This is a genomic window from Arthrobacter sp. 2MCAF15, from assembly GCF_052115605.1.
In the GTDB taxonomy this organism is placed as follows: Bacteria; Actinomycetota; Actinomycetes; order Actinomycetales; family Micrococcaceae; genus Arthrobacter.
On sequence record NZ_JBFRGZ010000004.1, the window covers coordinates 130,140 to 155,456 of the forward strand.

At 69.6% G+C, this 25,317-nt stretch carries 20 protein-coding genes; 17 read left to right on the forward strand and 3 right to left on the reverse strand.

Features of this window, described 5'->3' with window-relative positions; all coding sequences use genetic code 11:
* Nucleotides 1-44: 44 nt before the first annotated feature.
* The 12 genes from AB4089_RS06560 to AB4089_RS06615 all read left to right on the forward strand — a co-directional run bounded on the left by AB4089_RS06560 (nucleotide 45) and on the right by AB4089_RS06615 (nucleotide 17,227).
* Nucleotides 45-998, forward strand: a complete 954-nt coding sequence (locus AB4089_RS06560; protein ID WP_441408491.1) for an ABC transporter permease — start codon at nucleotides 45-47, stop codon at nucleotides 996-998.
* Nucleotides 995-3,010 (forward strand): dipeptide/oligopeptide/nickel ABC transporter permease/ATP-binding protein, encoded by a 2,016-nt coding sequence (locus AB4089_RS06565; RefSeq protein ID WP_441408492.1) that lies wholly within the window; start codon nucleotides 995-997, stop codon nucleotides 3,008-3,010. The genes AB4089_RS06560 and AB4089_RS06565 overlap by 4 nt, the downstream gene beginning before the upstream one ends.
* Entirely contained in the window at nucleotides 3,007-4,014 is a 1,008-nt protein-coding gene (locus tag AB4089_RS06570; RefSeq protein WP_441408493.1) for an oligopeptide/dipeptide ABC transporter ATP-binding protein, read from the forward strand. The genes AB4089_RS06565 and AB4089_RS06570 overlap by 4 nt, the downstream gene beginning before the upstream one ends.
* Entirely contained in the window at nucleotides 4,014-6,785 is a 2,772-nt protein-coding gene (locus AB4089_RS06575; protein WP_441408494.1) for a family 78 glycoside hydrolase catalytic domain, read from the forward strand. The genes AB4089_RS06570 and AB4089_RS06575 overlap by 1 nt, the downstream gene beginning before the upstream one ends.
* The gene (locus AB4089_RS06580; protein ID WP_441408495.1) at nucleotides 6,782-7,795 is read left to right on the forward strand and encodes an alpha/beta hydrolase fold domain-containing protein; all 1,014 of its coding nucleotides are present in this window, start codon (nucleotides 6,782-6,784) and stop codon (nucleotides 7,793-7,795) included. The genes AB4089_RS06575 and AB4089_RS06580 overlap by 4 nt, the downstream gene beginning before the upstream one ends.
* A 34-nt stretch (nucleotides 7,796-7,829) precedes the next feature.
* Complete coding sequence (locus AB4089_RS06585) at nucleotides 7,830-8,189, forward strand: VOC family protein (protein ID WP_441408496.1); 360 nt, start codon at nucleotides 7,830-7,832, stop codon at nucleotides 8,187-8,189.
* A 189-nt stretch (nucleotides 8,190-8,378) separates the two neighbouring features.
* Nucleotides 8,379-11,120: a glycoside hydrolase family 78 protein gene (locus tag AB4089_RS06590; protein WP_441408497.1), complete on the forward strand. Its 2,742-nt coding sequence runs from the start codon at nucleotides 8,379-8,381 to the stop codon at nucleotides 11,118-11,120.
* Nucleotides 11,117-12,130 carry an alpha/beta hydrolase fold domain-containing protein gene (locus AB4089_RS06595; RefSeq protein ID WP_441408498.1) on the forward strand — a complete coding sequence of 338 codons (1,014 nt, stop codon included), beginning with the start codon at nucleotides 11,117-11,119 and terminating at the stop codon, nucleotides 12,128-12,130. Before AB4089_RS06590 ends, AB4089_RS06595 begins: the two co-directional genes overlap by 4 nt.
* Nucleotides 12,131-12,230: 100 nt before the next feature.
* Nucleotides 12,231-13,130 (forward strand): alpha/beta hydrolase fold domain-containing protein, encoded by a 900-nt coding sequence (locus AB4089_RS06600; protein ID WP_441408499.1) that lies wholly within the window; start codon nucleotides 12,231-12,233, stop codon nucleotides 13,128-13,130.
* 179 nt (nucleotides 13,131-13,309) lie between these two features.
* Nucleotides 13,310-14,182: a fumarylacetoacetate hydrolase family protein gene (locus AB4089_RS06605; RefSeq protein ID WP_441408500.1), complete on the forward strand. Its 873-nt coding sequence runs from the start codon at nucleotides 13,310-13,312 to the stop codon at nucleotides 14,180-14,182.
* Nucleotides 14,182-15,960: an FAD-dependent monooxygenase gene (locus AB4089_RS06610; protein WP_441408501.1), complete on the forward strand. Its 1,779-nt coding sequence runs from the start codon at nucleotides 14,182-14,184 to the stop codon at nucleotides 15,958-15,960. The genes AB4089_RS06605 and AB4089_RS06610 overlap by 1 nt, the downstream gene beginning before the upstream one ends.
* Entirely contained in the window at nucleotides 15,938-17,227 is a 1,290-nt protein-coding gene (locus AB4089_RS06615) for a DUF3500 domain-containing protein (protein WP_441408502.1), read from the forward strand. The genes AB4089_RS06610 and AB4089_RS06615 overlap by 23 nt, the downstream gene beginning before the upstream one ends.
* Before the next feature lie 92 nt (nucleotides 17,228-17,319).
* Here the strand turns inward: AB4089_RS06615 and AB4089_RS06620 are convergent, their stop codons facing one another.
* The gene (locus AB4089_RS06620; protein ID WP_441408503.1) at nucleotides 17,320-18,387 is read right to left on the reverse strand and encodes a quercetin 2,3-dioxygenase; all 1,068 of its coding nucleotides are present in this window, start codon (nucleotides 18,385-18,387) and stop codon (nucleotides 17,320-17,322) included.
* A 720-nt stretch (nucleotides 18,388-19,107) separates the two neighbouring features.
* Here AB4089_RS06620 and AB4089_RS06625 point away from each other — a divergent pair.
* Entirely contained in the window at nucleotides 19,108-19,443 is a 336-nt protein-coding gene (locus AB4089_RS06625; RefSeq protein ID WP_441408504.1) for a YegP family protein, read from the forward strand.
* A 1-nt stretch (nucleotide 19,444) separates the two neighbouring features.
* On the opposite strand, the gene AB4089_RS06630 is transcribed toward AB4089_RS06625, so the two are convergent.
* A complete protein-coding gene (locus tag AB4089_RS06630; protein ID WP_441408505.1) occupies nucleotides 19,445-19,711 on the reverse strand; it encodes a hypothetical protein in 267 nt (88 codons plus the stop codon).
* A gap of 96 nt (nucleotides 19,712-19,807) precedes the next feature.
* Nucleotides 19,808-20,479, reverse strand: a complete 672-nt coding sequence (locus tag AB4089_RS06635; RefSeq protein ID WP_441408506.1) for a hypothetical protein — start codon at nucleotides 20,477-20,479, stop codon at nucleotides 19,808-19,810.
* 86 nt (nucleotides 20,480-20,565) lie between these two features.
* On the opposite strand from AB4089_RS06635, the gene AB4089_RS06640 reads away from it, so the two are divergent.
* From AB4089_RS06640 to AB4089_RS06655, 4 genes are all read left to right on the forward strand, one after another.
* Nucleotides 20,566-20,760, forward strand: coding sequence for a hypothetical protein (locus AB4089_RS06640; protein WP_441408507.1), 195 nt, complete (start codon nucleotides 20,566-20,568; stop codon nucleotides 20,758-20,760).
* Nucleotides 20,761-21,098: 338 nt separating this feature from the next.
* A complete protein-coding gene (locus tag AB4089_RS06645) occupies nucleotides 21,099-21,605 on the forward strand; it encodes a sigma-70 family RNA polymerase sigma factor (RefSeq protein ID WP_441408508.1) in 507 nt (168 codons plus the stop codon).
* Nucleotides 21,602-22,375 carry an anti-sigma factor family protein gene (locus AB4089_RS06650; protein WP_441408509.1) on the forward strand — a complete coding sequence of 258 codons (774 nt, stop codon included), beginning with the start codon at nucleotides 21,602-21,604 and terminating at the stop codon, nucleotides 22,373-22,375. The genes AB4089_RS06645 and AB4089_RS06650 overlap by 4 nt, the downstream gene beginning before the upstream one ends.
* Before the next feature lie 42 nt (nucleotides 22,376-22,417).
* Nucleotides 22,418-25,138, forward strand: a complete 2,721-nt coding sequence (locus AB4089_RS06655) for an ATP-dependent RNA helicase (protein ID WP_441408510.1) — start codon at nucleotides 22,418-22,420, stop codon at nucleotides 25,136-25,138.
* Nucleotides 25,139-25,317: the final 179 nt, after the last annotated feature.

Here is a 25,317-nt window from a genome sequence, read left to right on the forward strand (position 1 = left end):
GCGGCCCTTCCGAACAGGAAGGGTCGCCCGGCAGGTCCTGACCGATGGAGGTCACCATGGCACTATTCATCACCAAGCGCCTGCTGATGGCGCTGGCCACCGTGCTGGCGGTCGCGGTCCTGGCGTTCCTGCTGGTCCACGCGATGCCCGGCAGCCCGGGTGCTGTGTCGCTCGGAGCGGGCGCCTCCCAGGAGGCAATCGACGAGGTCAACGCCCGGCTTGGCTGGAACGATCCGCTCCTGACCCAGTTCTTCCGCTGGCTCACAGACGCCGTCCAGGGCAATTTGGGCACGTCCCTCATCGACGGCCGTTCCGTCGCGGCGGACCTGGGGAACAGGCTCCCCGTCACAGCCTCGCTTGCGGCCGGCGCCACCGTGCTGAGCGCCGTCCTCGGCATTGGCCTGGGCGTGACGGCGGCGGTCCGCGGTGGCCTGGTGGACCGGGTTGTCGGCGGGCTGTGCGGCCTCGCGGTGGCGCTCCCGGCCTTTTGGATCGGCATCATCTTCGTGTACCTGTTCGCCGTCCAGTCCTCGGTCTTTCCCGCCACAGGCTATGTTCCCTTCGAGGTCTCACCGCAGGACTGGGGTATGTCCCTGGCTCTTCCGGTGATCACCCTGGCCGTCGGCGGCGCAGCGTTCATCGCCCGCCAGACCAGGGCCTCGATGCTCGAGGCGCTGCAGCAGGAGCACATCCGGACCCTGCGCGCCACGGCCACCCCCACCTGGAAAATCCTCTACATCCACGCCCTGCGCTACGCCAGCCTGCCCATCGTGGCCGGCATCGCGCTGCAGTTCATCGGCCTGTTTGGCGGTTCCGTGATCGCCGAGCAGTTGTTCGCCATGCCGGGCCTGGGCCAGGCCGTCCAGACCTCCGTCAGCACCCACGACGCCCCCGCAGTCCAGGGCGTGGTGGTCATCGCCACCGTCGTGGTGGTGGCTGTGAACCTTGTGCTGGAACTTGCCACCAAGTTCCTTGACCCGAAGTTGCGTGCCTCATGATCCCCAAACTCAAGCCCCGCCCGCGGGCTGCCATCACCAAACGGTCCGCCAACCGGCTCTTCGCATCCCCCGGGGGGGTGGCCGGCGTCGTATGGCTGGCGGCCCTGGTGGTTGCCTCGCTGACCGCCCAGTGGTGGCTGCCCTACAAGACCGAGGACCAGGACTTCACCGCTGTCCTGTCCGGCCCCACCGCCGCGCACTTGCTCGGCACGGACGAGCTTGGCCGGGACCTCCTCAGCCGCATCTTCGCCGCCGCGGCCGGCACCCTGGGAACGTCACTGATCACGGTGATTGTCGGCGTCGGGCTGGGAACCGTCCTGGCGATGGCGGCCGGCGCCGCCGGCGAACGGGCGGAAGGGGTGCTCAGCCGCGTCACCGAGATCATGATGTCGCTCCCCGGCACGGTGATCATCCTGGCCGTCATCGGTGCCGTGGGAACCAACATTCCGCTGATCATGGCGATCCTGGGTGTCCTGATCTCTGCCGGCATCTACCGGGTCATGCTGGGCCAGGCGAAGTCGCTGCAGTCCCAGCTGTACGTGGACGCCGCCAAGGTGGACGGCGTCAGCATCCTGGGGATCAGCCTCCGCCATGTCCTGCCCGGCCTGACCAACACGATCGTGGTCCAGTCCGCCCTCATCTTCGCCGTAGGCATGCTGATCCAGGCCGGACTCGCGTTCATCGGCTTCGGCCCGCCCATCCCGCAGCCCAGCTGGGGCGGCATGATCCAGGGCGCCTCGCAGCACGTCTACGACGCACCCTGGCTCATGGTGCCCACCGGAGCGGTCCTTGCCCTGACAGTCCTGGCCGCGAACGCCATCGGCAACGCCCTGGGGAAGGCGCCGAACGCCGCGGCCTCCCACCTGCCCTCGGCAGCGGCCCGCCGCCAGCGCGCCAGTTTTATTGCCGATGCCGTGGCCGCAGCAGGCGCCGCCGCCTCACCCGAAAGGACGGGCGCCGTCCCTGCGACAGGCCAGCTAAGCGTCCGCAACCTTTCCGTGGGGGTCGACGGCGGCACGGCGCTGGTCACGGACGTCTCGTTCGACGTCGGCCAGGGAACGGTGCTGGGCCTGGTCGGGGAGTCCGGGTGCGGCAAGACCATGACGGCGCTGTCCCTGCTGGGACTGCTGCCCTCCGGGGTCTCTGCCACCGCGGGCCAGATCCTGTGGAACGGCAGGAACCTCGCAGCCGCCACCGAACGCGACTTGGAAGGCATCCGCGGCCGTGACATCGCCCTGATCTCACAGGAACCCATGCGGGCCCTGGACCCCATGTTCACGGTGGGCTACCAGCTCACCGCGGCCATCCGGCGCCTGCGCAAGGCAGGCAAAGCCGAGGCGCGTGCCGAAGCCCTTGGCCTGCTGGAAAAGGTAGGCATCGTGGACGCCGAAAGCATCCTCAAGGCCTATCCGCACCAGATCAGCGGCGGCATGGCCCAGCGCGTGGCCATCGCCCTCGCCCTGTCCGGCCGGCCGCGGCTGCTGGTGGCTGACGAGCCGACGACCGCCCTGGACGTCACCGTGCAGGCCGAAATCCTCTCGCTGCTGCGCTCCCTGGTGAAGGACACCGGGATGTCCGTGGTGATGGTGACGCACGACCTTGGCGTCGTGGCCGACATCTGCGACAACGTCGCCGTGATGTACGCCGGCCAGGTCGTGGAAAGCGGCAGGACGGCCAACATTCTGGACAACCCCCGCCACCCGTACACCCTGGCGCTCCTGGCCGCCGACCCGCACGCCAACAACGCCGCGGACATGCCCGAGCGGCTGGCCACCATCAGCGGCCAGGTTCCGCAACCCAAGGACTGGCCCACGGGCTGCCGGTTCATGGCGCGTTGCCAGTTCGCAGGCTCGGCCTGCGCCGCCCCGGTCCCGCTGCTGTCCTCCGGGTCCGAGGACGGACGGGTCCGCTGCGCCAAGGCGGACGAACTGGCCGTCGAGGGCCTGGAATGGCTTGCCACCGAAGTGCCCACGCACCGAGTACTGAAAATCGTCGAAAAGGACCTGGCATGAGCATCGAAGCGGCAGAGCGGCAGGGGTCCCCAGCCCCCGTACTGGACGGACCCATGCTCGAGGTGAAGGACCTGGTGGTCCGCTATGGCCGCGGCCGGAAGGCTGCGGCGGCCCCGGCCGCGGTGGACGGCGTCAGCTTCGCCATCCGCCCCGGCGAGACCGTAGGCCTGGTGGGGGAATCCGGCTCCGGAAAATCCACCATCGGCAAGGCGATCCTGGGCCTCCAGACGAGCGCCGGCGGCACCATCAGCTACCAGGGCAGGGACATCACCCATGCCGGTGCCGCAGAGCGCCGCGCCCTGGGCGGTGAGCTGCGGGCCGTCTTCCAGGACCCCAACTCCTCGCTGAACCCGCGCCAGAGCATTGGTGCCTCGCTGGCGGAGCCGCTGCGGATCCGCGGTGTGTCGGCGGTTGACGCGCGGGGGAAGGCCGAAGCCATGCTGGAACGTGTGGGGCTGCCCCGCGAGGCCGTAGACCGCTACCCGGGCCAGTTCTCCGGCGGCCAGCGCCAGCGTATCGCGGTGGCGCGCGCCCTGATCTGTGAACCCCGGCTGGTGGTCTGCGACGAAGCGGTCAGCGCCCTGGACCTGTCAACCCAGGCCCAGGTACTCAACCTCCTCGCCGACCTCCGGGACGAACGCGGCCTCAGCTACCTGTTCATCGCCCACGACATCTCGGTGGTCCAGTTCCTGGCGCAGCGCGTGGTGGTCCTCTACCGCGGCCAAGTGATGGAAAGCGGGCCGGCGGCAACCGTCACGGAGCAGCCCAGGCACCCCTTCACCCAGGCCCTCGTGGCTGCCTCGCCCGTGCCAAGACCCGCGGAACAGGCCCAGCGGAGGATGCTGCGGGAATCCCTTGGCGTCCGCACGGCCGCCGCGGCGGCCGCCAAGCCTGGAGGCTGCCCGTTCAGCCAGCGCTGCCCGCTGGCCACCGAACTGTGCACATCCGTTCGTCCCGCGCTGCGCACCGTGGGCGAGTCCGACGTCGCCTGCCACTACGCCTGATGGAGCCCACCTTGACTGCCACCACGGGCCGCCGGCCCCTGCCCCCAACACGCCTCCGTTCCGACAACCTCAGCCGGGCCTTCGGGATCACCAGCACTGCTCCCAGGTTGAGCTGGACACCGCCGCAGGGCACCCTCCGTCAGGTTGCCTACCAGCTGACCGCCAGCAACGGCTGGGACACCGGCCGGGTGGACAGCGGCACGCACGGCTACCTGCCATACGGCGGTCCCGCCCTCGGCTCGCGTGACCGCTTCGAATGGTCCGTCCGGACATGGGACCTGGCGCCGGACGGCACTGAGATTGCCTCCGCCTGGTCCAGCCCCATGTCCGTGGAACTTGGACTCCTGCACCCCGGCGACTGGAGCGCCCGCTGGATCGGTCCCGAGGAACCCGTGGTCCCGGCGCCGGGGAACCGGCCAGGCTACGCCCTGCACCGCGACTTCACCCTCGACGCCGCCCCGGATCTTGCACGGGCATACGCCACGGCGCACGGAATCTACGAGCTGTTCATCAACGGGGAGCGGGTGGGGGACCAGCAGCTCACCCCCGGCTCCACGAGCTACAACAGCACCCTCCAGGTCCAGACGTTTGATGTCGCGCCCTTGTTGCGCGCAGGTGCCAACACCGTCCGCGCAGTCCTCACGGACGGCTGGTTCCGCGGATCCTTCGGGTTCACCCGCGACGCCGACATGTACGGAACGCAAACGGCATTCCTGGCGCAGCTGGAAATGGTGTCCGGCGGAGCCCGGACCGTCATCGGCACTGACGCATCGTGGCTGGTCAGCGCCACGGAGATCGTCAGCGCCGATCTCATGGCAGGCCAGCAAGTCGATTTCCGCCGCGGCCACGGGGCGGCCGGGCACACGGTCCTCCGCGACGGCAGCTTCGCCACGCTCAGCGGCCCGGTGGCACCGCCCACCAGGATCGTGGAGGAACTCCTGCCGGTCTCCATCACCCGCCTCAGCAACGGCAGCCAGATCGTGGATCTGGGCCAAAATATCCATGGCTGGGTCCGTTTGAGTCGGCTGGGTGCTGCCGGCACCGAAGTGACCCTGGTGTACGGGGAGGCCCTGGGCGCCGACGGGGAAGTCACCCAGGACCACCTCCGCCCCATCGACTTCAAGAACCCTGGACAGTTCCTCGACCCCGGGCAGAGGGACTCCGTGGTCTCGGCCGGCACCCGGGGCGAGGTGTTCGAACCGCGCCACACCACTCACGGTTTCCAATACATCTCGGTCCAGGGCCTGGCCGACACTTTGGAGCCGGCGGACATTGTTGGCTGCATGGTCCAGACCGACCTGGAGCGCCTGGGCACCTTCAGCTGCAGCGAAAACCGGCTCAACAAGCTGCACGACATTGTGGAATGGAGCTTCCGCGACAACGCGTGCGAGGTGCCCACCGACTGTCCCCAGCGCGAAAAAGCGGGCTGGACCGGCGACTGGCAGCTGTTTGTACCCACCGCGGCCTACCTCTTCGACGTCTCCGGATTCTCAACGAAGTGGCTCAACGATGTCCGCGCCGACCAGTGGGAGAACGGCGTGATCGTCAACATCTCGCCCTCGCCCGGCCCGGACGCGACGCGAAACGACCCCATGGCGTTCCTGAACGGCTCCGCCGGCTGGGGCGACGCGATCGTGTCCGTCCCGTGGGAAATCTACCTGGCCACCGGTGACGCGAAGATCCTGGCGGAGAACTGGGATGCCATGAACCGCTGGCTCGGCTTTGTGCGCCGCACCGCCGAAGAGAACCGGCACCCGGCCCGGGGGACGCTGTGCCCCACGCCCGAAGAGCACGAGAAGTACCTCTGGGATACCGGCTTCCATTGGGGCGAATGGCTGGAACCGGACGGGCCGCAGCCGGACCTATTCGGTGCCAGGAGCGCAGACCACGGCATCGTTGCCACCGCCTACTACCGGCGCTCCTCCGCCATCATGGCCAGCATTGCCTCCGTCCTGGGCAGGGCAGCCGAGGCCAAGGAACTCGGGCAACTCTCCGAGAACGTCCGCCGCGCGTGGCAACGGGAATACCTGCAGGCCGACGGGACAGTCGGAAACAGGACGGCGGGAAATAGGACAGCGGGAAACGGGACAGCCGGCAACGGATCAGTCGACGGCGGCACGCAGGCCAATTGCGTGCGGGCGCTTGCCTTCGACCTTGTGCCGGACAGTGCCCGCGCCGCCGTGACGAACCAGCTCGTCAACCTGGTCAGGGAAGCTGGCACCCATGTGGGGACCGGCTTCCTGGCCACGCCGTACCTGCTGCCCGTCCTTGCCGACAACGGGCATCCCGGCCTCGCCTATGAGCTGCTCATGCAGGACTCCGAGCCGTCCTGGCTCGCGATGGTGGACCGCGGTGCCAGCACCGTCTGGGAGGCCTGGAACGGCCTCGGCCCGGACGGCACGCCCGAGGCCTCGCTCAACCACTACAGCAAGGGCGCCGTTATCTCGTTCCTGCACCGCTACACGGCTGGCCTGCGCCAGGCACCCGGCAGCGCAGCCTACCAACGGATCATCATCGAGCCCCGGCCCGGCGCCGGGATCACGTCCGCGGCCACGTCGCACCGAGGCCCGCAGGGCCTGATCGAGGTGGGCTGGACAATCGACGACGGCGATCTGACCCTCAGGGTGACCGTCCCGCCCGGCACCACAGCGGAGGTCCGCCTCGCCGGCCAGCCGAACGCCGTCGTCGGGCCCGGAACACATACTTTTCCCGCCGCCGTCCCTGCGCGCGGCGCAGGCACCATTCCGACCCTTGCAAGGAGCGCACCATGACCCCCGAGTCACTGACCACGCCAACGTCCAAGCCAACGTCGAGGGCGGAACCCGTTCCGGCGGGACCGGAGGCGCCGGCGCCTGCCGGGTTGCCGGCCCCGGCCTTCCCGGCGTTCCTGCCCCCGGGCACGGCCGACGTCGTGTCGGAAGACTCCGCCGTCCACCGCGAGGTCAGCTACGCGATCACCGTCGGCTTCCGCCGGCTCGCCATGGACATCTGGCTGCCCCGCAACGCCGCCGGGACGCCGGTTCCGCTGGTTCTGTGGGTCCACGGCGGCGCATTCCAGCTCGGGGACCGCCGCGAACTGCCGCCCAGCTTTGCCCCGGAATCAGTGTTCCGCCTACTGAACCAAGCCGGCATCGCGTGCGCCACCGTGGACTACCGCCATGCCCTGGAAGCGCCGTTCCCGGCCCAGCTGCACGACCTCAAGGCCGCCGTCCGATACCTCCGGGAACACGCTGACCTGCTGGGCATCGACGCCGGACGGATAGGCGCCTGGGGCGAGTCCGCCGGTGGCCACCTCGCCGCACTGCTGGGACTCACCGGCCTCCGCGACGACCTTGAGGGCGGACTCGGCGTACAGGGCCACTCCAGCGCCGTGAGCGCCGTCGTCGACTTCTACGGGGTGTCCTCCCTGCCGGACATGCCGCCCATGAACCTGCCGCCCGGCATGATGGCCGGACCGTTGAGCGCTGCCGTGCCGGAGGGCATGACCCTGGAACCGGGCCCCATGCTGGTGGGCGGCACCGACGATCCGGCCCTGCTGGCCGCGGCGAGCCCGCTGGGCTACGTCACCGCCGGCGCACCGCCGTTCCTGCTGATCCACGGCGACAGCGACGGCCTGGTGCCGCTTGCCCAAAGCGAACTGCTGGCCGCCGCGTTCACGGATGCGAACGTCCACCACGAACTCATCCCCATCCGGGGCGGTGACCACTGCTTTTTCGGCGCGGAGGACCAACTGGACTGGATCCTCAGCACGGCCGTGGACTATTTCGTCCGGTGGCTTTAGGGACAGGTCGAATATTCGGCTGTAGCATTCCCGCATGGCTATCGCACGCTTCCCAGGACTCGTCATTGACTGCCCCGACGCCGGAGCCCTCGCGGGCTTTTACGGTGCCCTGCTCGGCTGGAATGTGAAGGATGACGGCGACTGGGCCGAAATCCGCCCGGACGACGGCAGCGACTGCATCTCGTTCCAGCAGGTGGACGACTACCGGGCGCCGGAATGGCCGGGCCAGGGCGCACCACAGCAGATGCACCTGGACCTGATGGTGCGGGACCTGGACGAAGGCGAAAAAGAGGCCATCGAGCTGGGAGCCACCAAAGCGGACACGCAGCCCGGGACCACCTTCCGGGTTTTCCTCGATCCGGCCAGCCACCCGTTCTGCCTCTGCGTGGACTAAGCACACCTCGTCCGGCCGCGGCGCTCTTTCGCCGCGTCCGGTCAGCATCGGCAGCAGCCATACAGACCAACAAGCCGCTCCGCGCACATGATTTCCAGTCAATGAAACTACGCTAGCGGGCGCATTGCCGTTCCCGGGACGCTGGGGAAAGCCCTAAAGCTTCCTCCTTCTTGACGAATCGAGCCGACGTTGACTCCCAACACCCTTCGTTTCCCGTCCCGGGAACCCGCCCGGCTGAGTGCCACCGTTCCGGGCACCCCCGTTCCGGGCACCACGGTTCCCGCCCCCGTCCGCTTCGAACACCACGAGGAGCCCTTCGGCATCGGCGAGGACCGGCCGCGGCTGTCCTGGCAGGTCACAACGGACACTCCCGGCTGGGTCCAGACCGCCTATGAGCTTCAGCTCGGTCCCGATGGCGGCAGCCTGGCAAGTTACGGCCGCACCGACAGTTCCGAGCAGCTCCTGCAGCCGTGGCCGGCGCCGCCGCTGGAGAGCCGCCAGCGCATCGCAGTCCGGGTCCGCGTCTGGGGCAACGACGCCGGCGGCCCCTCCGAATGGAGCCCCGTGGCCCACGTGGAGGCCGGACTGCTGAACGCCGCAGACTGGCAGGCCGCCATGATCCGCCCGGCCTGGGACGAGGCCAGCGAAGCCAACGAGCCGGCAGCGCGCCTGAGCAGGACTTTCGAGCTGGAAGGCGATGTGCGGACCGCCCGGCTCTACGCCAGCGCCCGTGGCGTCTACGTGGCGCACATCAACGGCCGGCGCGTGGGCAGGGACATCCTGGCCCCGGGCTGGACCAGCTACCATCACCGGCTGCGCTACCAGAGCTACGACGTCACTGAGTACCTCCAGCCCGGCACCAACGTCATTGGCCTTGAGGTAGCGGACGGCTGGTGGCGCGGCAACCTGGGCTTCCAGGAGAAGCGCAACACCTACGGCAACCGCACCGCCGTGATCGCCCAGCTGGAAATATCCGACGCCGGCGGGGCAGTCACCACGATCGGCACGGATGCGTCGTGGCTGGCCGGGCGGGGGCCGGTGCTCTCGGCCGACCTGTACGACGGCGAAACCTACGATGCGCGGCTCGAGAGCCATGGCTGGGCTGAGACCGGGGCTGAGGCGGTGCTGGACGCAGGCACGCTGCAGCCCGCCGTCGTGGTTGACGGCTTCGATCCTGCGGTCCTGGTAGCACCCGACGGCCCACCCGTCAGGGCCACCGAAGAGCTGCCGGTCAAAGCGGTGCTGGGAACGCCGTCCGGTAAGACCATTCTGGACTTCGGCCAGAACCTTGTCGGCCGGGTGCGCTTCCATGTGATCGGTCCGCCCGGCGCCGAGGTGGTGCTGCGGCACGCCGAGGTGCTGGAACACGGTGAACTTGGCGTCAGGCCGCTCCGGGTGGCCAAGCAGACCGACCGCTACATCCTGCGCGGAGCTTTGGGCGGCGAATCCTGGGACCCCGGGTTCACCATCCACGGCTTCCGCTATGTGGAGGTGAGCGGCTGGCCGGGCGAGCTGGACCCCGGCGCCTTCACCGCCGTCGTGATCCATTCCGAGCTGGCGCGAACAGGGACGTTTGCGTGCTCTGATCCGATGCTGAACCAGCTTCATTCGAACGTCGTGTGGGGGATGCGCGGAAACTTTGTCGACGTCCCCACGGACTGCCCGCAGCGCAACGAGCGGCTGGGCTGGACCGGGGACTTCCAGATCTTCGCCGCCACGGCGGCCTTCCTCTACCGGATTCCGGGCTTCACCGCCTCGTGGCTCAAAGACATGGCCGCCGAGCAGGGGACCGACGGGCCGCCGCCGCTTGTGGTCCCCGAAGTGGTGGCCGAAAAGCCGCCGTTCCCGGACCGCCCGGTAATGGCCGCGTGGGGTGACGCCGCCGTCCTTGTTCCCTGGGTGCTGTACCAGCGCACGGGGGACCTGGAATTCCTCCGCCGGCAGCTGCCGGGGATGACCGCCTGGCTGGAAGCCGCGGCCCAAGCCGCCGGCCCGGAGCTGCGCTTTGAACACGGCTTCCAGTTCGGCGACTGGCTGGACCCGGCCGCACCGCCGGATTCGCCCGGTGACGCACGCACGCCCTGGCAGCTCGTGGCGCAGGCATACCTCGCGTACTCGGCGTCGGTGGCCGGCGAGGCTGCCAGACTGCTGGGCCAGGACACGGAAGCGGAACGGCTGCGTGAGCTGTCCGGCAGGTCCCGGGCGGTGTTCCGCGAGCGCTACCTCGACGACGCCGGCAGGCTCACGCCATCCACGCAGACGGCCTATGCGGTGGCCCTGCGCTTCGGTCTCCTCGAACCGGCCGAGCATGCCGCCGCGGCCGCCCGGCTGGCGGAAACCGTGGAAGCCGACGGGTACCGGATAGCCACCGGGTTCGTAGGGACTCCGCTGGTCTGCGACGCGCTCAGCGAGCACGGCCAGGCGGCGGCGGCCTACCGGCTGCTCCTCCAGACCGAGTGCCCGTCCTGGCTGTACCCGGTGACCATGGGCGCCACCACCATCTGGGAGCGCTGGGACTCCATGCTCCCGGACGGCAGCATCAACCCCGGTGAGATGACGTCCTTCAACCACTACGCCCTCGGTGCTGTGGCCGACTGGATGCACCGCAGCGTGGCCGGCCTCGCGCCGGCCGCGCCGGGGTACCGGAAGCTGCTGGTCCGGCCGCTGCCCGGCGGGGGACCGGGCTGGGCGGAAGCCACGCACCAAACCCCCTACGGCGAGGCCGCGGTCCGGTGGGAACAGGACGGTGACGAGTTCTCGCTGTCCGTGACCGTCCCGGCCGGCTGCACCGCCGCGGTGTACCTGCCCGACGGTGGGAACACCGGCGTCGACGTCGGCTCCGGGACGCATTCATTCCGCTGCGTTGTTCCTTCCGCCGCAGCCCCCTCGGCAGCAGCCGATGGAGCCCGCGAGCCGGCGCTGCAGCCATGACCCTGGATCTGGAGCTGGCCGGCCTCATGCACCACGTGGCCGGTGCCGGTTCCTTCGCCGATCTCCTCGCCGACCCTGCCGGGATGCGGCGGCTGGAGGCGTTCAGCGGTGGGGAACTGCCGTATGTGGCCCCTGCCGTTCCCCTCCGCCTGGTGGAAGCCCCGGGGCCCAACGGGCCTGTGCCCATCCGGATCTACGGCCCCGGCAACCTGGCGCCGGACCGGGGCCCGGGTTCGGGGGAAGGAGGTTCCTCCGGTGCCGGGCTGCCCGGCCTGGTGTGGCTGCATGGCGGCGGCTTCGCCGGGGGCACCCTGGACATGCGGGAAGCGGATCAGGTTGCCCGTGAACTCGCTGACCGGACCGGCGGGCTGGTGTTCTCCGTCGACTACCGGCTGGCCCGCGACGGCGTCCACTTCCCGGTCCCGCACGAAGACACGCTCGCGGCCTGGCGCTGGACAGCCGCCCACGCCGAGGAGCTCGGCGTGACGCCCGGTGTCCTGTGCCTCGGCGGTGCCAGCGCCGGCGGGAACCTCGCCGTCGGTGCCGCCATGTATCTCAAGGACGCCGGCCTGGCGCTGCCCGCCAAGCTGCTCCTCGCCTATCCGTTCCTTCACTCGGAGCTCCCCTCACTGGAGCCTGCCGCCGTAACTGACGGAGGCGTGCTTTCGGCCCTGCCCCGGATCCTGCGCTTCACCGGGGACGACTGCCGGGGCATGGTGGAAAACTACATTGGCGGCCCGGCCGGGATGGCGTCCTCGTACGCCCTGCCCGGCCATGCCGATCCCTCAGGGCTCCCCCCGGTGGCAGTCATTGCCTGCGAATACGATGACCTGCGCACCTCTGCTGAGCTCTTCGTCGAGTCACTCAACGCGGCCGGTGTTCCGGTGGCCCTCCGGCTGGAAAAGGGAGCGACGCACGGGTACCTCAACCACTCGGCGGCGCTGGGGATCGTGCAGCAGGGGCTGGCATTCCTCGCGGCTGAAGTGGACTCGGCAAAGCCCTTTCAATGATTGAAATCCGCGGTTTGCGCCCGCCCTGTGATCCGACAGTCTTAGGGGGAGGCGCCGATGCATCAGGGGAACCGGCACAGGAAACGGAAGGGAGTCGACCATGACGGATGCTCACGTGCTGAGCGGCATCGAATTCGCCCGCACGGGCGGCGACGGTTCGCGCCCGCTGCTGCTGGACCTCTACCTTCCGGCTTCCGGGAACGGGGCGGCTCCCCGCCCCGCCGTGGTCCATTTCCACGGTGGTGGCTGGCGCGTCGGGGAGCGGTCCTCGCTGGGCCCGGTCCTGGACGGATTCGGCCTCAGTGCCTTCGAAAAGCTCACCGACGCCGGATTCGTGGTGGCGTCGGCCGACTACCGGCTCAGCCACGAGGCAGTTTTCCCGGCCCAGCTACACGACGCGAAGGCTGCCGTGCGCTGGCTCCGGAACCATGCCGCCGACTACAACGTGGACCCGGCCCGGATCTACGCGTGGGGCGACTCCGCGGGCGGCCATCTCGCCAGCCTGGTGGGCCTCACTGCCAATGCCGGCTCCCCGGACTTCGCAGATGTTGCCGGCGCCGGTGGCGACGCTGCCGTAGCTGCGGTGGCCGCCTGGTACCCGCCCACGGACCTGGTCCGGATGGCCGAACAGAGCCTGCCCGGCGCCGTCGCCCGGGCCGACGACCCCGGATCCCGCGAGGAACTCCTCATCGGCGCCGTCCTGGCCGACGAGCCGGCGAAGGCGGCAGCGGCCAGCCCCATCAGCCACGCCAGCCGTTCCGCGCCGCCATTCTTCCTGGCCCACGGAACGGCGGACCGCTTCGTTCCGCCTGCACAGTCCGAGTCGCTGGCAGCCGCGCTGGAAGGCGCCGGTTCCGCCGTCGAACTTCTCCTGATTGAGGGCGCGGACCACATGTGGATCCTCCCGGACCACAGCCAGGCCGCGGCCGAAAAGGCAATGGGGGCGACCCTCTCGTTCTTCCTCCGGCAATCCCGGTCCGCGGACACGCCGGCACCCTGACCGGCCGCAGCACCCCAAAACGGCAACAGAGCACCATCGCCGGACTACACGCATCGGCCCGCCGGCACGGACCCAACTCCACAGCTCCTCCAACTACAGGGCTCCTAACGGCAGGGCCTCCATCGCCGTGCCCACCTACCACCCCCCCGCCCCCGGGCGGCACCAGAAAGGCCCACCACATGCAGTACATAGGCATCAATCACGACGGCGGCGCATGGGCGGCCGCCCTCCTCGGCTCACGGGTGGTTCCGCTGGCCCCGGTTGCGGACTTCTGGGCCGATGCCGCCGGATGGCAGGAGAAAGCGCTCTCCCTCTCAGCCGACGCGCTGACGGAGGACTCCGGTGACGCGCTGGACCGCGCCGACGTCACGGAGGTCCCGCTGGTGCCGGCCTCGGCCCGGGTGATCTGTGTCGGCCTGAACTACAAGGCCCACGCCGCCGAAGGCAGCTACAAGGACCAGGAACTGCCGCCCTACCCCACACTGTTCGGGCGCTGGACGGCCTCCCTGTCGGTGGGAAACGTGCCGGTCCCCGTGCCCTCGGGCGAGGACGGCCTGGACTGGGAAGGCGAAGTGGCCGCCTACATCGGGCACCGCGTGGAATCCGTTGACGAAGCCACCGCCGCGGACTCAGTTTTCGGCTACTCCACGTTCAATGACCTCACTGCGCGCCGGGCCCAGAAACTCACCTCGCAGTGGACGCTTGGCAAGAACGGCGACCTCAGCGGGCCGCTGGGCCCGTTGGTCAGCCGGGACGAAGTAGGGGACCTGCGCGACGGCCTAAAGGTCCGGACCCGGGTGAACGGTACCGAAGTCCAGAACGGCAACACCAGGGACATGATCTTCTCCGTCCCGGCAATCATCGCGCTGATCAGCCAGACCTTTACCCTGCACCCCGGCGACGTCATCGCCACCGGCACCCCTGAAGGCGTGGGCTACGCCCGGACCCCGCAGTGGCTGCTGCAGCCCGGCGACACCGTCGAAGTCGAAATCGACCGGCTGGGGACCCTCACCACCCCCATCGGCACGCCGGACCTCCGGGCGGGGGCCTGATGACCGCCATCGAGAACGCCTCCCTGTCGGACCTTCCGGAGGACGTCCCGGTGCTGATTGCCGGCGGCGGGCCCAGCGGGCTGTTCCTGTCCCTGGACCTCGCCCGGCGCGGCATCCCCAGCACCGTCATCGAACCACGGGCGTCCATCGATCCGGACAGGCCGCGGGCAAAGACCACCAACGCACGCACCATGACGCACCTGCGCCGGCTGGGCCTCGCGGACACCCTGCGGAACGCGGCGCCCCTGCCCGTTTCCTATGCCCAGGACGTCATCTTCTGCTCGGGGCTGACAGGGGACAGCGGGCGGGAGATCACCCGGTTCCGCCAGGCGTTCCAGCTGGTTCCCGGCCGCTACGAGCAGCAGCCTGAGTGCGGACAGCAGGTCCCACAGCCTGTCATGGAAACAGTCCTGCGGGACGCCGTGGCAGGATCGAAGCTGGTCACCCTGCTGACCGGCCTGGCTGTCGGCGACATTGACTACGGCTCCCATGGGTCCAGCCACGCCGCCCCCGGGTCGTCCGGCCCGCGCGCCCGGGTGGAGGTCTCCGACGCCGCCGGACGCCGCCGCGCCGTCGAGTGCCGCTTCCTGGCCGGTGCCGACGGCGGGGCCTCCGCCGTTCGGCGCGGCCTTGGCATCCGTCTGGAGGGCGGCTCCGCGGAACTGTCCAACATCAGCATTCTCTTCCGTTCCCGGGACCTGGGGGATGCCATCACCCTGGATCCCGCCGTGCAGTACTGGGTGCTGGGGCCGGGCGTGGCCGGCATGGTGGGCAGGATGGACCTCGAGGGCACCTGGTGGGCCATCATCCAAGGCGTGGACGGGCGTGAGGACTTCGACGCCACCGCCTTGGTGCGCTCGCTCATTGGTGCGGACGTGGACCTTGAGATTGTCGCCACCGACCCCTGGACTGCCCGCATGCTGCTGGCACCCGGCTACGGCGGCGACGCCGCATTCCTGGTGGGCGACGCCGCACACCTGAACCCGCCGTGGGGCGGTCACGGCTTCAACACCTGCATTGGCGACGCCGCCAACCTGGCATGGAAAATCGCCGCGGAGATTGATGGCTGGGCCGGCCCGGCACTGCTCGGAAGCTACGAACTGGAGCGGCGCCCGGTGGCCGAACGGACCATCCGGGACGCTGCCGCCAACGGCCAGGCCCTCGCGTATCACTTCGCGGACCCCGCACTGCGCGGCGGCGGGGCCGCGGGCGATGCCGCGCGGCTCCGGGCGAAGGAGGCGCTGGCGGTCAAGCAAAGCGAATTCGATGCGCTGGGCCTGGTCCTGGGCTACGGCTACCCGTCCTCGCCCCTGGTTGTCCCGGACGGCTCGCCCGTGCCGCCCGAGGACCCCATCCGCTACGTTCCCTCGGCCAGCCCCGGCGCGCTGTTGCCGCACGCCTGGCTGGACCGCTCGACATCGCTCTACGACATTCTTGGACCGGGTTTCACGCTGCTGGTGGACGCAGGGACCCTTGCCGGCATGCCCGCGCAGGAGGCCTATGAGCCGGTCCTGGCGGCCGCGGCGCGGCACGGCATTCCGGTGACGGTTACCGCCGTCGGGCCAACAGATGACGGAACGCCGATGGCGGACCTGTGGGACGCCGACGCGGTCCTGGTCCGGCCGGACCAGCACGTCGCCTGGCGTGGGACCGCGCCCGACGCAGCGGCGGCGGCCATCGGCATCGCCGCCGGCTGGCCACCCGAACACCGCATTTCCAAAGACCACACGTCCAAAGACCACGACAGGAGCCCCCGTGTCGACGCAATCGTTCCGTGACTTCCTCTACCCTCCGGACCATCCGCGGGTGGCGGCGATCCGCGGGCTGGATGCCCGGAGCTACGCCGAAGCAGCCACCACGGATTCCTTCGCCGGGCCCATGATCGAGGGCTGGAAGACGCTGTACCCGCAACCGTTCGTGGGCGTGACCAGCAACGGCAAGGTAATTGAGGGCCTGTACCCGTTTGGGCCGTCAGAACCCGGCGAGGAGGCTCCGGCAGCCGCCATGGTGGCTGCCGCTGGGACGCTGCTCGGCGCCGTCACCCCCGCCCAGACTGAACAGCTGGTGTACGCGGCGGACGCGCCGGAATGGCAGAGCTGGGCCAACCCGGAGTTCATGCAGCACGACACCGGGCTCCGGCTGGATGAGCTGGACAGCCCGGTCCGCGATGCCGCCCTGTCCGTGATGGAGGCCAGCCTCAGCCCTGCCGGCTACGAGCTGGTCCGGAACCTGATGCGGATCAACGGGTTCCTGGGCGACCTGGTGGAACTCCCGCAGCTGATGAACGAGTTCAGCTACAACTTCGCCCTGTTTGGATCCCCGTCCCTGACCGAACCATGGGGCTGGCAGATTTTCGGGCACCACGTGGCGCTCAATTGCCTCGTGGCGGGAAGCCAGCTGGTGGTCTCGCCGGTGTTCCTCGGCGCCGAACCGGATCTCATCGACGCCGGCCCGCACCGGGGCGTGACAGTATTCAGGGAGCGGATCGCCTGGGCGCGCGAGCTCATGGCGTCCCTCCCGGAACAGCTGCGGCGTGACGCCACGGTGTTCGAGGACATGCAGGATCCAGCCATGCCCGAAGGCCGGATGCACCCCGGCGATGAGCGGCATTTGGCCGGGTGCTTCCAGGACAACCGGGTGATCCCGTACGAGGGCATCAGGGTGCTGTCCCTGCCGGCCCGGGCGCGCACCATCCTTGACCTGCTGGTGGATGACTTCATTGCCCACCTGCCGGACGGACCGAGGGCAGCGCGGCGCCGGGAAATCCAGGAGCACTACGGCCAGACCTGGTTTTCCTGGATCGGCGGCTGGGCCGCCGGGGATGCCTTCTACTTCCGGATCCAGAGTCCCGTGGTGGTCATGGAGCTGGACCACCATACGGGCGTCTTCCTCAGCAACGACACCCCCGCCCCGTTCCACATGCACACGGTGATGCGCACGCCCAACGGCAACGACTACGGCCGCGCGCTAGTCCGTCAGCATCAGGAAGCCCGTCAGCATCAGGCCGCCCGCCAGCATCATGAAGCCAGCCGGTTTCAGGGCTGAATCCGCAGCCACCGAACAAACAGCCAGGGTCCGCAACTTTCGAGGAGTTCCGGATCCTGGCTGTTTGTAGTGCTGACGTCCTTAGACGGGTCTTAGATGTCCAGCGCTGCACGGCGCTGCGGCGGGGGACCCACCACTGTCAGGTCCATCTCGGCCTGGGCGCGGCCGAAGCCCTCCATGTCCATGTACGGTTCGCCGCCCTCGGTGTACATGTAGTCCTCGGTGGGTTTGTTGAAGTACTCGAAGAAGCCGTTGAACACCGACGGCGTCAGGAACCCCACCATCTGGGTGTAGTGGGAGTCGAACGCGAAGGAGTGGATGGTTCCCGCCGGTGCGTGCAGGAAGTCGCCCTTGGTGAGCAGGACCTCGCGCCCGTTGGCGTAGATCCACATCCGGCCCTCGGTGCAGAGGAAGTTTTCCGTGTGCTGTTCGTGGAAATGGAGTGGAATGTAGGGGGACTTGGCGCCCTTGGTGTGGACGGCGAAGTAGTTCGATCCCGTGTTCGCCGGCCGGGAAAGGTACGTGAACATGGTCTGGTAGCTGACCATCCGCTCGCCCTCGCCGGCGCTGAGGAAGTACGGGCTCTGAGCGGCTGGCAGCCCGGCGTCCTGCCGGAAGGACGGCGCCACCCTTTCGACGTCGGGGAACGTCATCCCGAATTCGGCGCCCACCTCGGCGCGCTCCCGCAAGCTGGGCTTCCGGCCCGCCGTGAGGGGCGGGACATGCGAATCGATGGGCGTGCCGACGCGCTCGTAGTACGCCTCGGCGCCGCCCGGGGTCATCCAGTTCAGGAAGCGCGTGTAGTGGCTTGCCATCCGGTACGCGTGTGGGGTTCCCGGCGGGATTACCACGGAATCCCCGGGAGCCAGGATGCGGCTTTCGCCTGGCAGCCATACGTGCAGGATGCCGTCGAAAACGTACAGCGTCTTGTGTTCCACGGAGTGGCTCACAAACGGTGATTCGGACCCCATCCCGCCGGAGACGTAGGCGGCGCTGAAGATCCCTCCGGTGTCCGCCGCGCGGGCAATGACGGTGACCAGTTGGCCGTTGATCTCGTAGCGGGCGCCCTCGCCCGAGGCCATGTAGTAGGGGACGGCTTCGCCTGGCAGCACATTGGCCACCGGGAGCTGTTTATTCATTTCCTCAACGCTGAGGGACATCGCATCCTTCTTTCCTGTCAGTGGACCGCGGGCTGCCCCCAAGACTGCCTCCGATTCTCCGCCGGGACGACATCTATTTCCAATGGATGAAACACTTCCGCCGATTCGTTTCAGGCCGCTGGACCCCGGGGTGACCGTTCCGGGCCGGTTGTCGACGCTCCAGACCGTTCCCTAGGTGTCCCCGGCATTCCCGGATACGGTCCTAAGGCCCTGTTTTCGTGTCAGTCCCCGCGGTTAGGGTGGCGTGAGGCGCATGGCGGTCCGCGATTCGAGCCGGTGCGCCCTCAGTCAACAAAGCCGAGGACTGGGGGGGGAACTTTGTCCAATGATTCGACCATGACCTGGTCTCCCGGCGATTCGGGCCGAACGGCGGCAACGGCGCCGCCCGAACGGAGCGACGGCGTCGCCGCCCATTGGGATGGCTCCAGCCCGCCGGCGTCCCCGGCCGCCAGCCTAGGCACCTACTGCAGCGATCATTGGCCGCCCCTGTAGGCGCGCCAGCGCCGGCGGCCGCCCACCACGCGGGGCTGTTGGCTCCTGTTTACCCAGGATTTACGCAGCTGACCTTGTGAGCGTTTCAAGGCCACGGCGAAACTGTTAAGACGGGCTGATGCCATCTCTTCAGCCGCAAGGATAAACCAGCGGGCAGCAGCGCAGCTTCCCCTTCCACGCCGTGGCAACGATGCCCGGAAGGGGAGCCCGCAAAACGGGAGGAACGTCATGGCCGGCACATTTGAACTCTTCGTAGATGCCGATGCCTGCTTCAGGTTCCGGCTCAGGGCCCCGGACGGGGCAGTACTGGCTGTGTCAAAGGGCTTCGCAGACAAGCCTGCAGCCGTTGCCGGCATCACCGCGGTGCGCGAGTACGCCGGCATGGGACTGATCAGTGACCTGTGCCCGGCCGAGCCTCCGGTGAGTCCGGCGGCACCGCGGCCAAGGGCTGCCGGCACGCCAGTGCCCGGCGTCGACCGGCGCGTGCATGACAACGACCTTCGCATCCGTGCCAGGGCGCTCCGCCGGCCGGCGCACGGTCCCGGAGCCGTCGGCGTCGCCTGACCTACGGCTCCATTCCGGCCGTGACCGGAACGAACTCGATCTTATTCGCGGGGTGGACCGTCTTCCTCGGTGCCCGCGAGAACCCCTTGGCATCCAGGTGGTTCTGGGCCCGGTAGTCCGCCAGGGCGTCGTCATAAAGGCCGTTGAGCCGGCGCCCGGAGTAGACCCCCTCCGAGCCGTCCGCAAACGTGATGCTGATGAGTGTCTTTTCTGGAAAATGCCGGTTCATGCGGATGAAGCCGTCGGCGTCCTGCTTGAGGTTGATCATGCGGTTCCCACTTTCGTGATCGAGATGATCCAGTCTCCCGTCTTCGTCCTGCCGAATCCAGCCGGTTGGCGGCAGCCGCCGGTCGGTGACGTCGACCTACTCGGACGCATAGGCGTCCACCGCCTGCTCAATTACGGGACTGTAGAGGTCCCATGAGTCGGCGGGTGCGGCCGCCACCAAGACGCTGCCACCCCGCGATCCTGCAACGAGGCAGGCGATCTCCCGGTACCTGTGCGCGCCGACGCGAGTCACATAGGTGTCCTCCACGCATGAGCCGATGCCTCCCCGGAACGGCATTCCGGCGCGGTCTGCCAGTTGGTTGGCGGAGGCGGCGTTCTCACCCGTGAGGTGGGCGAGCCGAAACTCGGACCAATTGGACAGTGACTCCTCGCCCTGTTGCGGCGTGGCGTTGAGATAGATCCTGAGATCACCGTTCGGCGCCGTCGCGGTTGCGGATACGGTGCCGGGGTCGCCCTCCACCGCAATGGCATCGGGCGGGATGGACAGTACCGCTGTCGCATCCGGCAGTTCCAGGGACTGCCACCCGGCCGGGGCCAGGCCGGCGCGGAACCACCCGAACGGAGCTGCCCCGGACGGAGGAGCCGCCGCTGCCTCGTTCCCGGTCCGGGAACAGCCACTGGCGCCCAGCACCGCCGTCGTCCCTGCCAGCGCGAGGAACAACAGTGCCGTTCGACGGCGCGATGCAGGCCCCGCCGTGGTGCTACTTGTTGCCGTCACCGTCGTCCGGTCCTCCGTTGTTATCGGCATCGTGATCATTCCCGGCGGGAGCCGCCGCGGGCGGCGGAACCATCGGCCTGGGAACCATGGGCCGGGGAACCATGGGTCGCGGTGCCATGGGATTCGGAACCATCGGCCGCGGTGCCGGGACCACGGGCGGAACGACGCGTCGCGGTGCAGGGGCCGGCACCATGGCAGGCGGAGCTGGCGGCGCCGGGGCCATCTGCGAGGGGATCGGTGCCGGAGCAGACGGTGCAGGAGCAGGCGGTGCCGGTGCAGGCGTTGCAACGGCCGGTGCCGGAGCCGGGTAATAGGGGTCTTTGGGCGCCGGCGAGGGGCTCCCCGCGGCGGGTGCCGGTGTGACTGTGCCAGGGGTGGATGGTGGGGCCGGTGCTGCCGTGTGCCCGGCGAAGCAGGATCCGAGCATTAGTGTCGTGCCCAGCGCAGCGGCGGCAAACGCCGGGCGGGAAATCTTCATGGTGCGCTCCTCAGGGAAGGCCGGCCGTGTTCGGCCGGGCTGTCCCTAGAACGGCGCCGCCAGCCCAAGAGTTCAACGTTGCCAACTGCCAAACGACTTCCAGACAGATTCCAGCCGGGGCCGGTGAACGGAAAGCGGCCCGGCGTCGTAGTTAAGGCCAGGAGGCGGAAAATGTCCGATCGGGAGGCCGAGCTGCTGCGCTCGCTGCAGGACGCCTACGGTCCGGCCCTGTGGCGGTTCGTTATGCGCATGACCGGTGACAGCACCCTGGCCGACGACGTCGTACAGGAAACGCTGATCCGTGCCTGGCAACACCCGGAAGTCCTGCAGCGCCCGGAGGCTGCGGTGCGGGCCTGGCTCTACACGGTGGCCCGCAATCTGGTCATCGATGACCGGCGCAGCGCCCGACGCCGGCACGAGAACCGGACGGAGCCGTTGCCGGAGATTCCAGAGGCGGACCGGGTGGACAAGATCCTGGACGGGTGGCTTGTATCGGATGCCCTGGCCGGACTGTCCGCCGAGCACAGGGCAGTGGTCATCCACGCGTACTACCGCCGGGAGACCACGGCAGAAATCGCGCAAAGCCTGCAACTGGCGGAGGGGACTGTGAAGTCGCGGCTGCATTACGCGCTGCGGGCGATGCGGCTGGCCCTGCAGGAAGGAGGCGTGACGCCATGAGCAAGAACGGAATGGATGAGTACCGCAGCTGGGATGCCGCGTATGTGCTGGGATCCTTGGTGTCCTCCGAGCGCCACGAGTTCGAAGAACACCTTTCCGGTTGCGCCGGATGCAGGGCCGCCGTGGCGGAGCTTGCCGGAATGCCGTCGCTGCTGGCCGCCCTGTCGCCCGAGGAGGCCCTCGCCCTCGGGCATACCGACCGCGGAAGGCCCGTGCCGGGGGTGGCCCCCGAGGTGGCCGGCGGCCTCGCGGGCGGGCTGCCAAGCGGTCTGGCGGGGCAAGTCCAACGCGGACGCCGGCGCGTGCGCCTGGCCGTGGCCGCCCTTGTTGTGGGCGCGGCCGCCGCCTCGGGCGCTGTCACGGTTGCCGTGACGGCCCCGGTCAGCGCACCTCCGCTGCCCCCCGCGCAGACGCAGGCCGCGTCCGGGACTGCCCTGAACTTCACCCCGGTGGCCGACAGCATGCTGGCCGCAAAGGGTTCACTGACCCGGCAGCCGTGGGGAACCCGGATCGACTGGGAGTGCACCTACACGCCATCCCCGGCTGACGTTCCCGCGCCGGACGGATCTGGCGGTGCCCGCCCGCCCGAGGAGTATGGATTGGTGGTTGTCGATTCCCGTGGTGCCGCCACACAGGTGGCCACCTGGACGGCAACTCCCGGGACGGTGGCCACGCCGACGGCGACCACGGTGATCCGGACTGACGACATCCGCCGGGTCGAAATCCGTGCCGTGGCCAGCGGGCGGACGATCCTGAGCGCGAGCGTATAGCCCGCGCGGACGTGGTTCTTGAATTGCAGAGACAATGGAGGCGTGACTTCCGCGACCACACGCCTGGACCCAGCCTGCTCCAACGGCCTCTTCGATCTCGGCGTCGTCGGGGCGGGCCTGACCTTCGCGGATTCGTTGGGGGCCCTCGCCGCCGCATTGCGGGGCGGCGGTGCCGGCGCGTCCGCGGTGGTCCAGGCTCCTCCCGGCACTGGCAAGACGACGCTTGTCCCGCCGTTGCTCGCCAACCTCGCGGCCGCAAGGATCGCCAGCGGAAGCGGAAGCGGAAGCAGCGCCAGCCCGCGGATCGTGGTCACGCAGCCGCGCCGCGTCGCCGCCCGCGCTGCAGCCCGCCGCCTGGCTTCCCTCGACGGCACCCGGCTCGGTGAGCGGGTCGGTTACACGGTCCGCGGCGAACGCCAGACGGGACCCGGGACGGTGATCGAGTTCGTTACCCCCGGCATCCTATTGCGCCGCCTCCTGACTGATCCGGGGCTCGAGGGCACCGATGCGGTGATCCTCGATGAAGTCCACGAACGCGGGCTGGAGACAGACCTGCTCGTCGGGATGCTGGCCGAAGTCCGGCAGCTGCGCGGTGACCTCACGCTCGTCGCCATGTCGGCGACCCTCGACGCGCCCCGCTTCGCTGCGCTGATCGGTGACGGACTGATCGGCGACGCCTCGATCGGTGACGCACTGATCGGTGAAGCGGACGGGAACGGCGACGGCGGCGGCCCGGCCCCGGTTGTCGACTGTCCCTCCGCGCTGTTCCCGCTCGAGGTGGAATGGGTCCCGGCGTCGGTCCCGCGGCTGGACGAACGCGGAGTGGCCCGGGCCTTCCTGGACCACGTGGCCGACACTGCAGCGGCGGGGCATGCCGCCGCACTGGCTGCCGGGCGGGACCTTGACGCCCTGGTGTTTGTCCCGGGCGCATGGGAAGTCTCCTACGTTGCCGCCCGGCTGCGCGGCCGGAGCCGCGCCGAAGTCCTGGAACTCCATGGCCAGGCCGGCCCGGCGGAGCAGGACCGCGTCGTCTCCGGGCGCGAGCCCGGCGGGGCCGCCCGGATCATCGTTTCCACCGCACTGGCCGAATCCTCGCTCACCGTTCCGGGCGTCCGGCTGGTCATCGATTCCGGGCTGTCCCGCGAGCCGCGGCGTGACTCGAACCGCGGAATGTCCGGCCTCGTGACAGTGTCCTGCTCGCGGGCGTCCGCGGAACAGCGGGCCGGCCGTGCCGCACGACAGGGCCCCGGCACCGTGATCCGCTGCTATGACCAGAGGGCCTACGGCGCAGCGCCCGCCCACCAGACTCCGGAGATAGCCGCAGCAGACCTGACCGGCGCCGCCCTGGTGCTGGCCTGTTGGGGAGCCCCCGGCGGCCGCGGACTCGCCCTGCCGGACGCGCCGCCCCAGGCCGCGATGGACAACGCCGTCGAAGTGCTTCAGGAACTCGGGGCCGTGGCGCCGGACGGTCACGCAACCGAACTGGGCAAGATCCTGGCCCGGGTCCCCACGGACCCGCGGCTGGCCCGCGCCCTGCTGGACGGCGCCGCGACGGTGGGCCAGCGTGTGGCGGCCGAGGCCGTCGCCCTCGTCTCGGGGGACCAGCGCGCCCCGGGCGCGGACCTCACCCGCCTTGTGGCCGCGCTGAGGACGGGCCGGGATCCCGGATCCCGGCGGTGGGCGGAGGATGTCCGGCGGATGGAGAGAATCGCACACCAGGAGGGGTCCGGCGTCGGGTCCTCCGCTCCTGCCGGCGCGGTGGGCGCCGCGGAGGCGATCGGCTTCGTTGTCGCCCTGGCCTTTCCGGACCGTGTGGCGCGCCGCGTCCCGGGCGAGGGGCCGGCGCAATACCTGCTCACGTCCGGTACGCGGGCCGGGCTGCCGGCCGGCAGCCCGCTGTCCGGGCACGAGTGGCTGGGCGTGGCCGAAGTATCCCGCGCGCAGGGCCGCGACGCAGCGGGGACCGGCGCCGTCATCCGCTCCGCGGCGCCACTGACAGAGGACACCGCGGAAGCTGCCGCACGCCACCTCCTGAGCGACACGCTACAGGCGCGATTCAGCCAAGGCCGTGTCTCGGCCCGGCGGGAGCGCCGCCTGGGCGCAATCGTGCTCTCATCCACCCCGGTGCGCCCTACGGCGGAAGAAGGCCGCGCAGCTGTGGCCCGCGCCCTGGCGAGCGAGGGGCTGGCGACCATCGGCTGGTCGAGCGCGGCGGAGGCCTTGCGCCGCCGTCTTGCCCTCCTGCACCGGGAGCTGGGCGGGCCCTGGCCCGACGTGTCCGAGCCGGCGCTGCTGGCCCGGCTGGACGAATGGCTGGCCCCGGAGCTTGCCGCGCTGGCCGGCGGCGCATCCACGGGCGGGATCGACCTCGCCGGGCCGCTGAGCCGGCTGCTTCCCTGGCCCGAGGCGTCCCGGCTCGGTGAACTGGTGCCGGAGACGCTGGCGGTCCCCAGCGGATCCCGGATCCGGATTGGCTATCCGGAGGCCGGAGACGCCACCGGGCGGCCGGTGGTGGCCGTCAAACTTCAGGAGTGCTTTGGCTGGGCGGAGACGCCGCGGCTTGCGGACGGGCGTGTGCCGGTGCTGTTCCACCTGCTCTCACCGGCACGCCGGCCCCTGGCCGTGACGGATGACCTCGCCTCGTTCTGGTCCGGGCCCTACGCACAGGTCCGCGCGGAAATGCGCGGCCGCTATCCCCGGCATCCGTGGCCCGAAGATCCGTGGACCGCGCCGGCGACAGCCCGGACCAAGCCAAGGAACTGACCCCCCGCGGGGCAGGAAACTGGCACCGCGGGCCGAACACTCGCGCCGCCCGGGGCAACAGGGGCATGATGAAGGAGCACGACGCCGGCGGACCGCCCGGCCCGCGGGACGCCGGGCAACCAGGCCGGTCCAGTGGCAAATAAAGCGTGATCTCAGCCAAGCGATGAAGAGTGATGGCC

Coding starts and splice junctions, on each gene's coding strand:
- AB4089_RS06560 (WP_441408491.1), top strand. CDS start 45: ATGGAGGTCACCATGGCACTATTCATCACCAAGCGCCTGCTGATGGCG.
- AB4089_RS06565 (WP_441408492.1), top strand. CDS start 995: ATGATCCCCAAACTCAAGCCCCGCCCGCGGGCTGCCATCACCAAACGG.
- AB4089_RS06570 (WP_441408493.1), top strand. CDS start 3,007: ATGAGCATCGAAGCGGCAGAGCGGCAGGGGTCCCCAGCCCCCGTACTG.
- AB4089_RS06575 (WP_441408494.1), top strand. CDS start 4,014: ATGGAGCCCACCTTGACTGCCACCACGGGCCGCCGGCCCCTGCCCCCA.
- AB4089_RS06580 (WP_441408495.1), top strand. CDS start 6,782: ATGACCCCCGAGTCACTGACCACGCCAACGTCCAAGCCAACGTCGAGG.
- AB4089_RS06585 (WP_441408496.1), top strand. CDS start 7,830: ATGGCTATCGCACGCTTCCCAGGACTCGTCATTGACTGCCCCGACGCC.
- AB4089_RS06595 (WP_441408498.1), top strand. CDS start 11,117: ATGACCCTGGATCTGGAGCTGGCCGGCCTCATGCACCACGTGGCCGGT.
- AB4089_RS06600 (WP_441408499.1), top strand. CDS start 12,231: ATGACGGATGCTCACGTGCTGAGCGGCATCGAATTCGCCCGCACGGGC.
- AB4089_RS06605 (WP_441408500.1), top strand. CDS start 13,310: ATGCAGTACATAGGCATCAATCACGACGGCGGCGCATGGGCGGCCGCC.
- AB4089_RS06610 (WP_441408501.1), top strand. CDS start 14,182: ATGACCGCCATCGAGAACGCCTCCCTGTCGGACCTTCCGGAGGACGTC.
- AB4089_RS06620 (WP_441408503.1), bottom strand. CDS start 18,387: ATGTCCCTCAGCGTTGAGGAAATGAATAAACAGCTCCCGGTGGCCAAT.
- AB4089_RS06625 (WP_441408504.1), top strand. CDS start 19,108: ATGGCCGGCACATTTGAACTCTTCGTAGATGCCGATGCCTGCTTCAGG.
- AB4089_RS06630 (WP_441408505.1), bottom strand. CDS start 19,711: ATGATCAACCTCAAGCAGGACGCCGACGGCTTCATCCGCATGAACCGG.
- AB4089_RS06635 (WP_441408506.1), bottom strand. CDS start 20,479: ATGCCGATAACAACGGAGGACCGGACGACGGTGACGGCAACAAGTAGC.
- AB4089_RS06640 (WP_441408507.1), top strand. CDS start 20,566: ATGGGATTCGGAACCATCGGCCGCGGTGCCGGGACCACGGGCGGAACG.
- AB4089_RS06645 (WP_441408508.1), top strand. CDS start 21,099: ATGTCCGATCGGGAGGCCGAGCTGCTGCGCTCGCTGCAGGACGCCTAC.
- AB4089_RS06650 (WP_441408509.1), top strand. CDS start 21,602: ATGAGCAAGAACGGAATGGATGAGTACCGCAGCTGGGATGCCGCGTAT.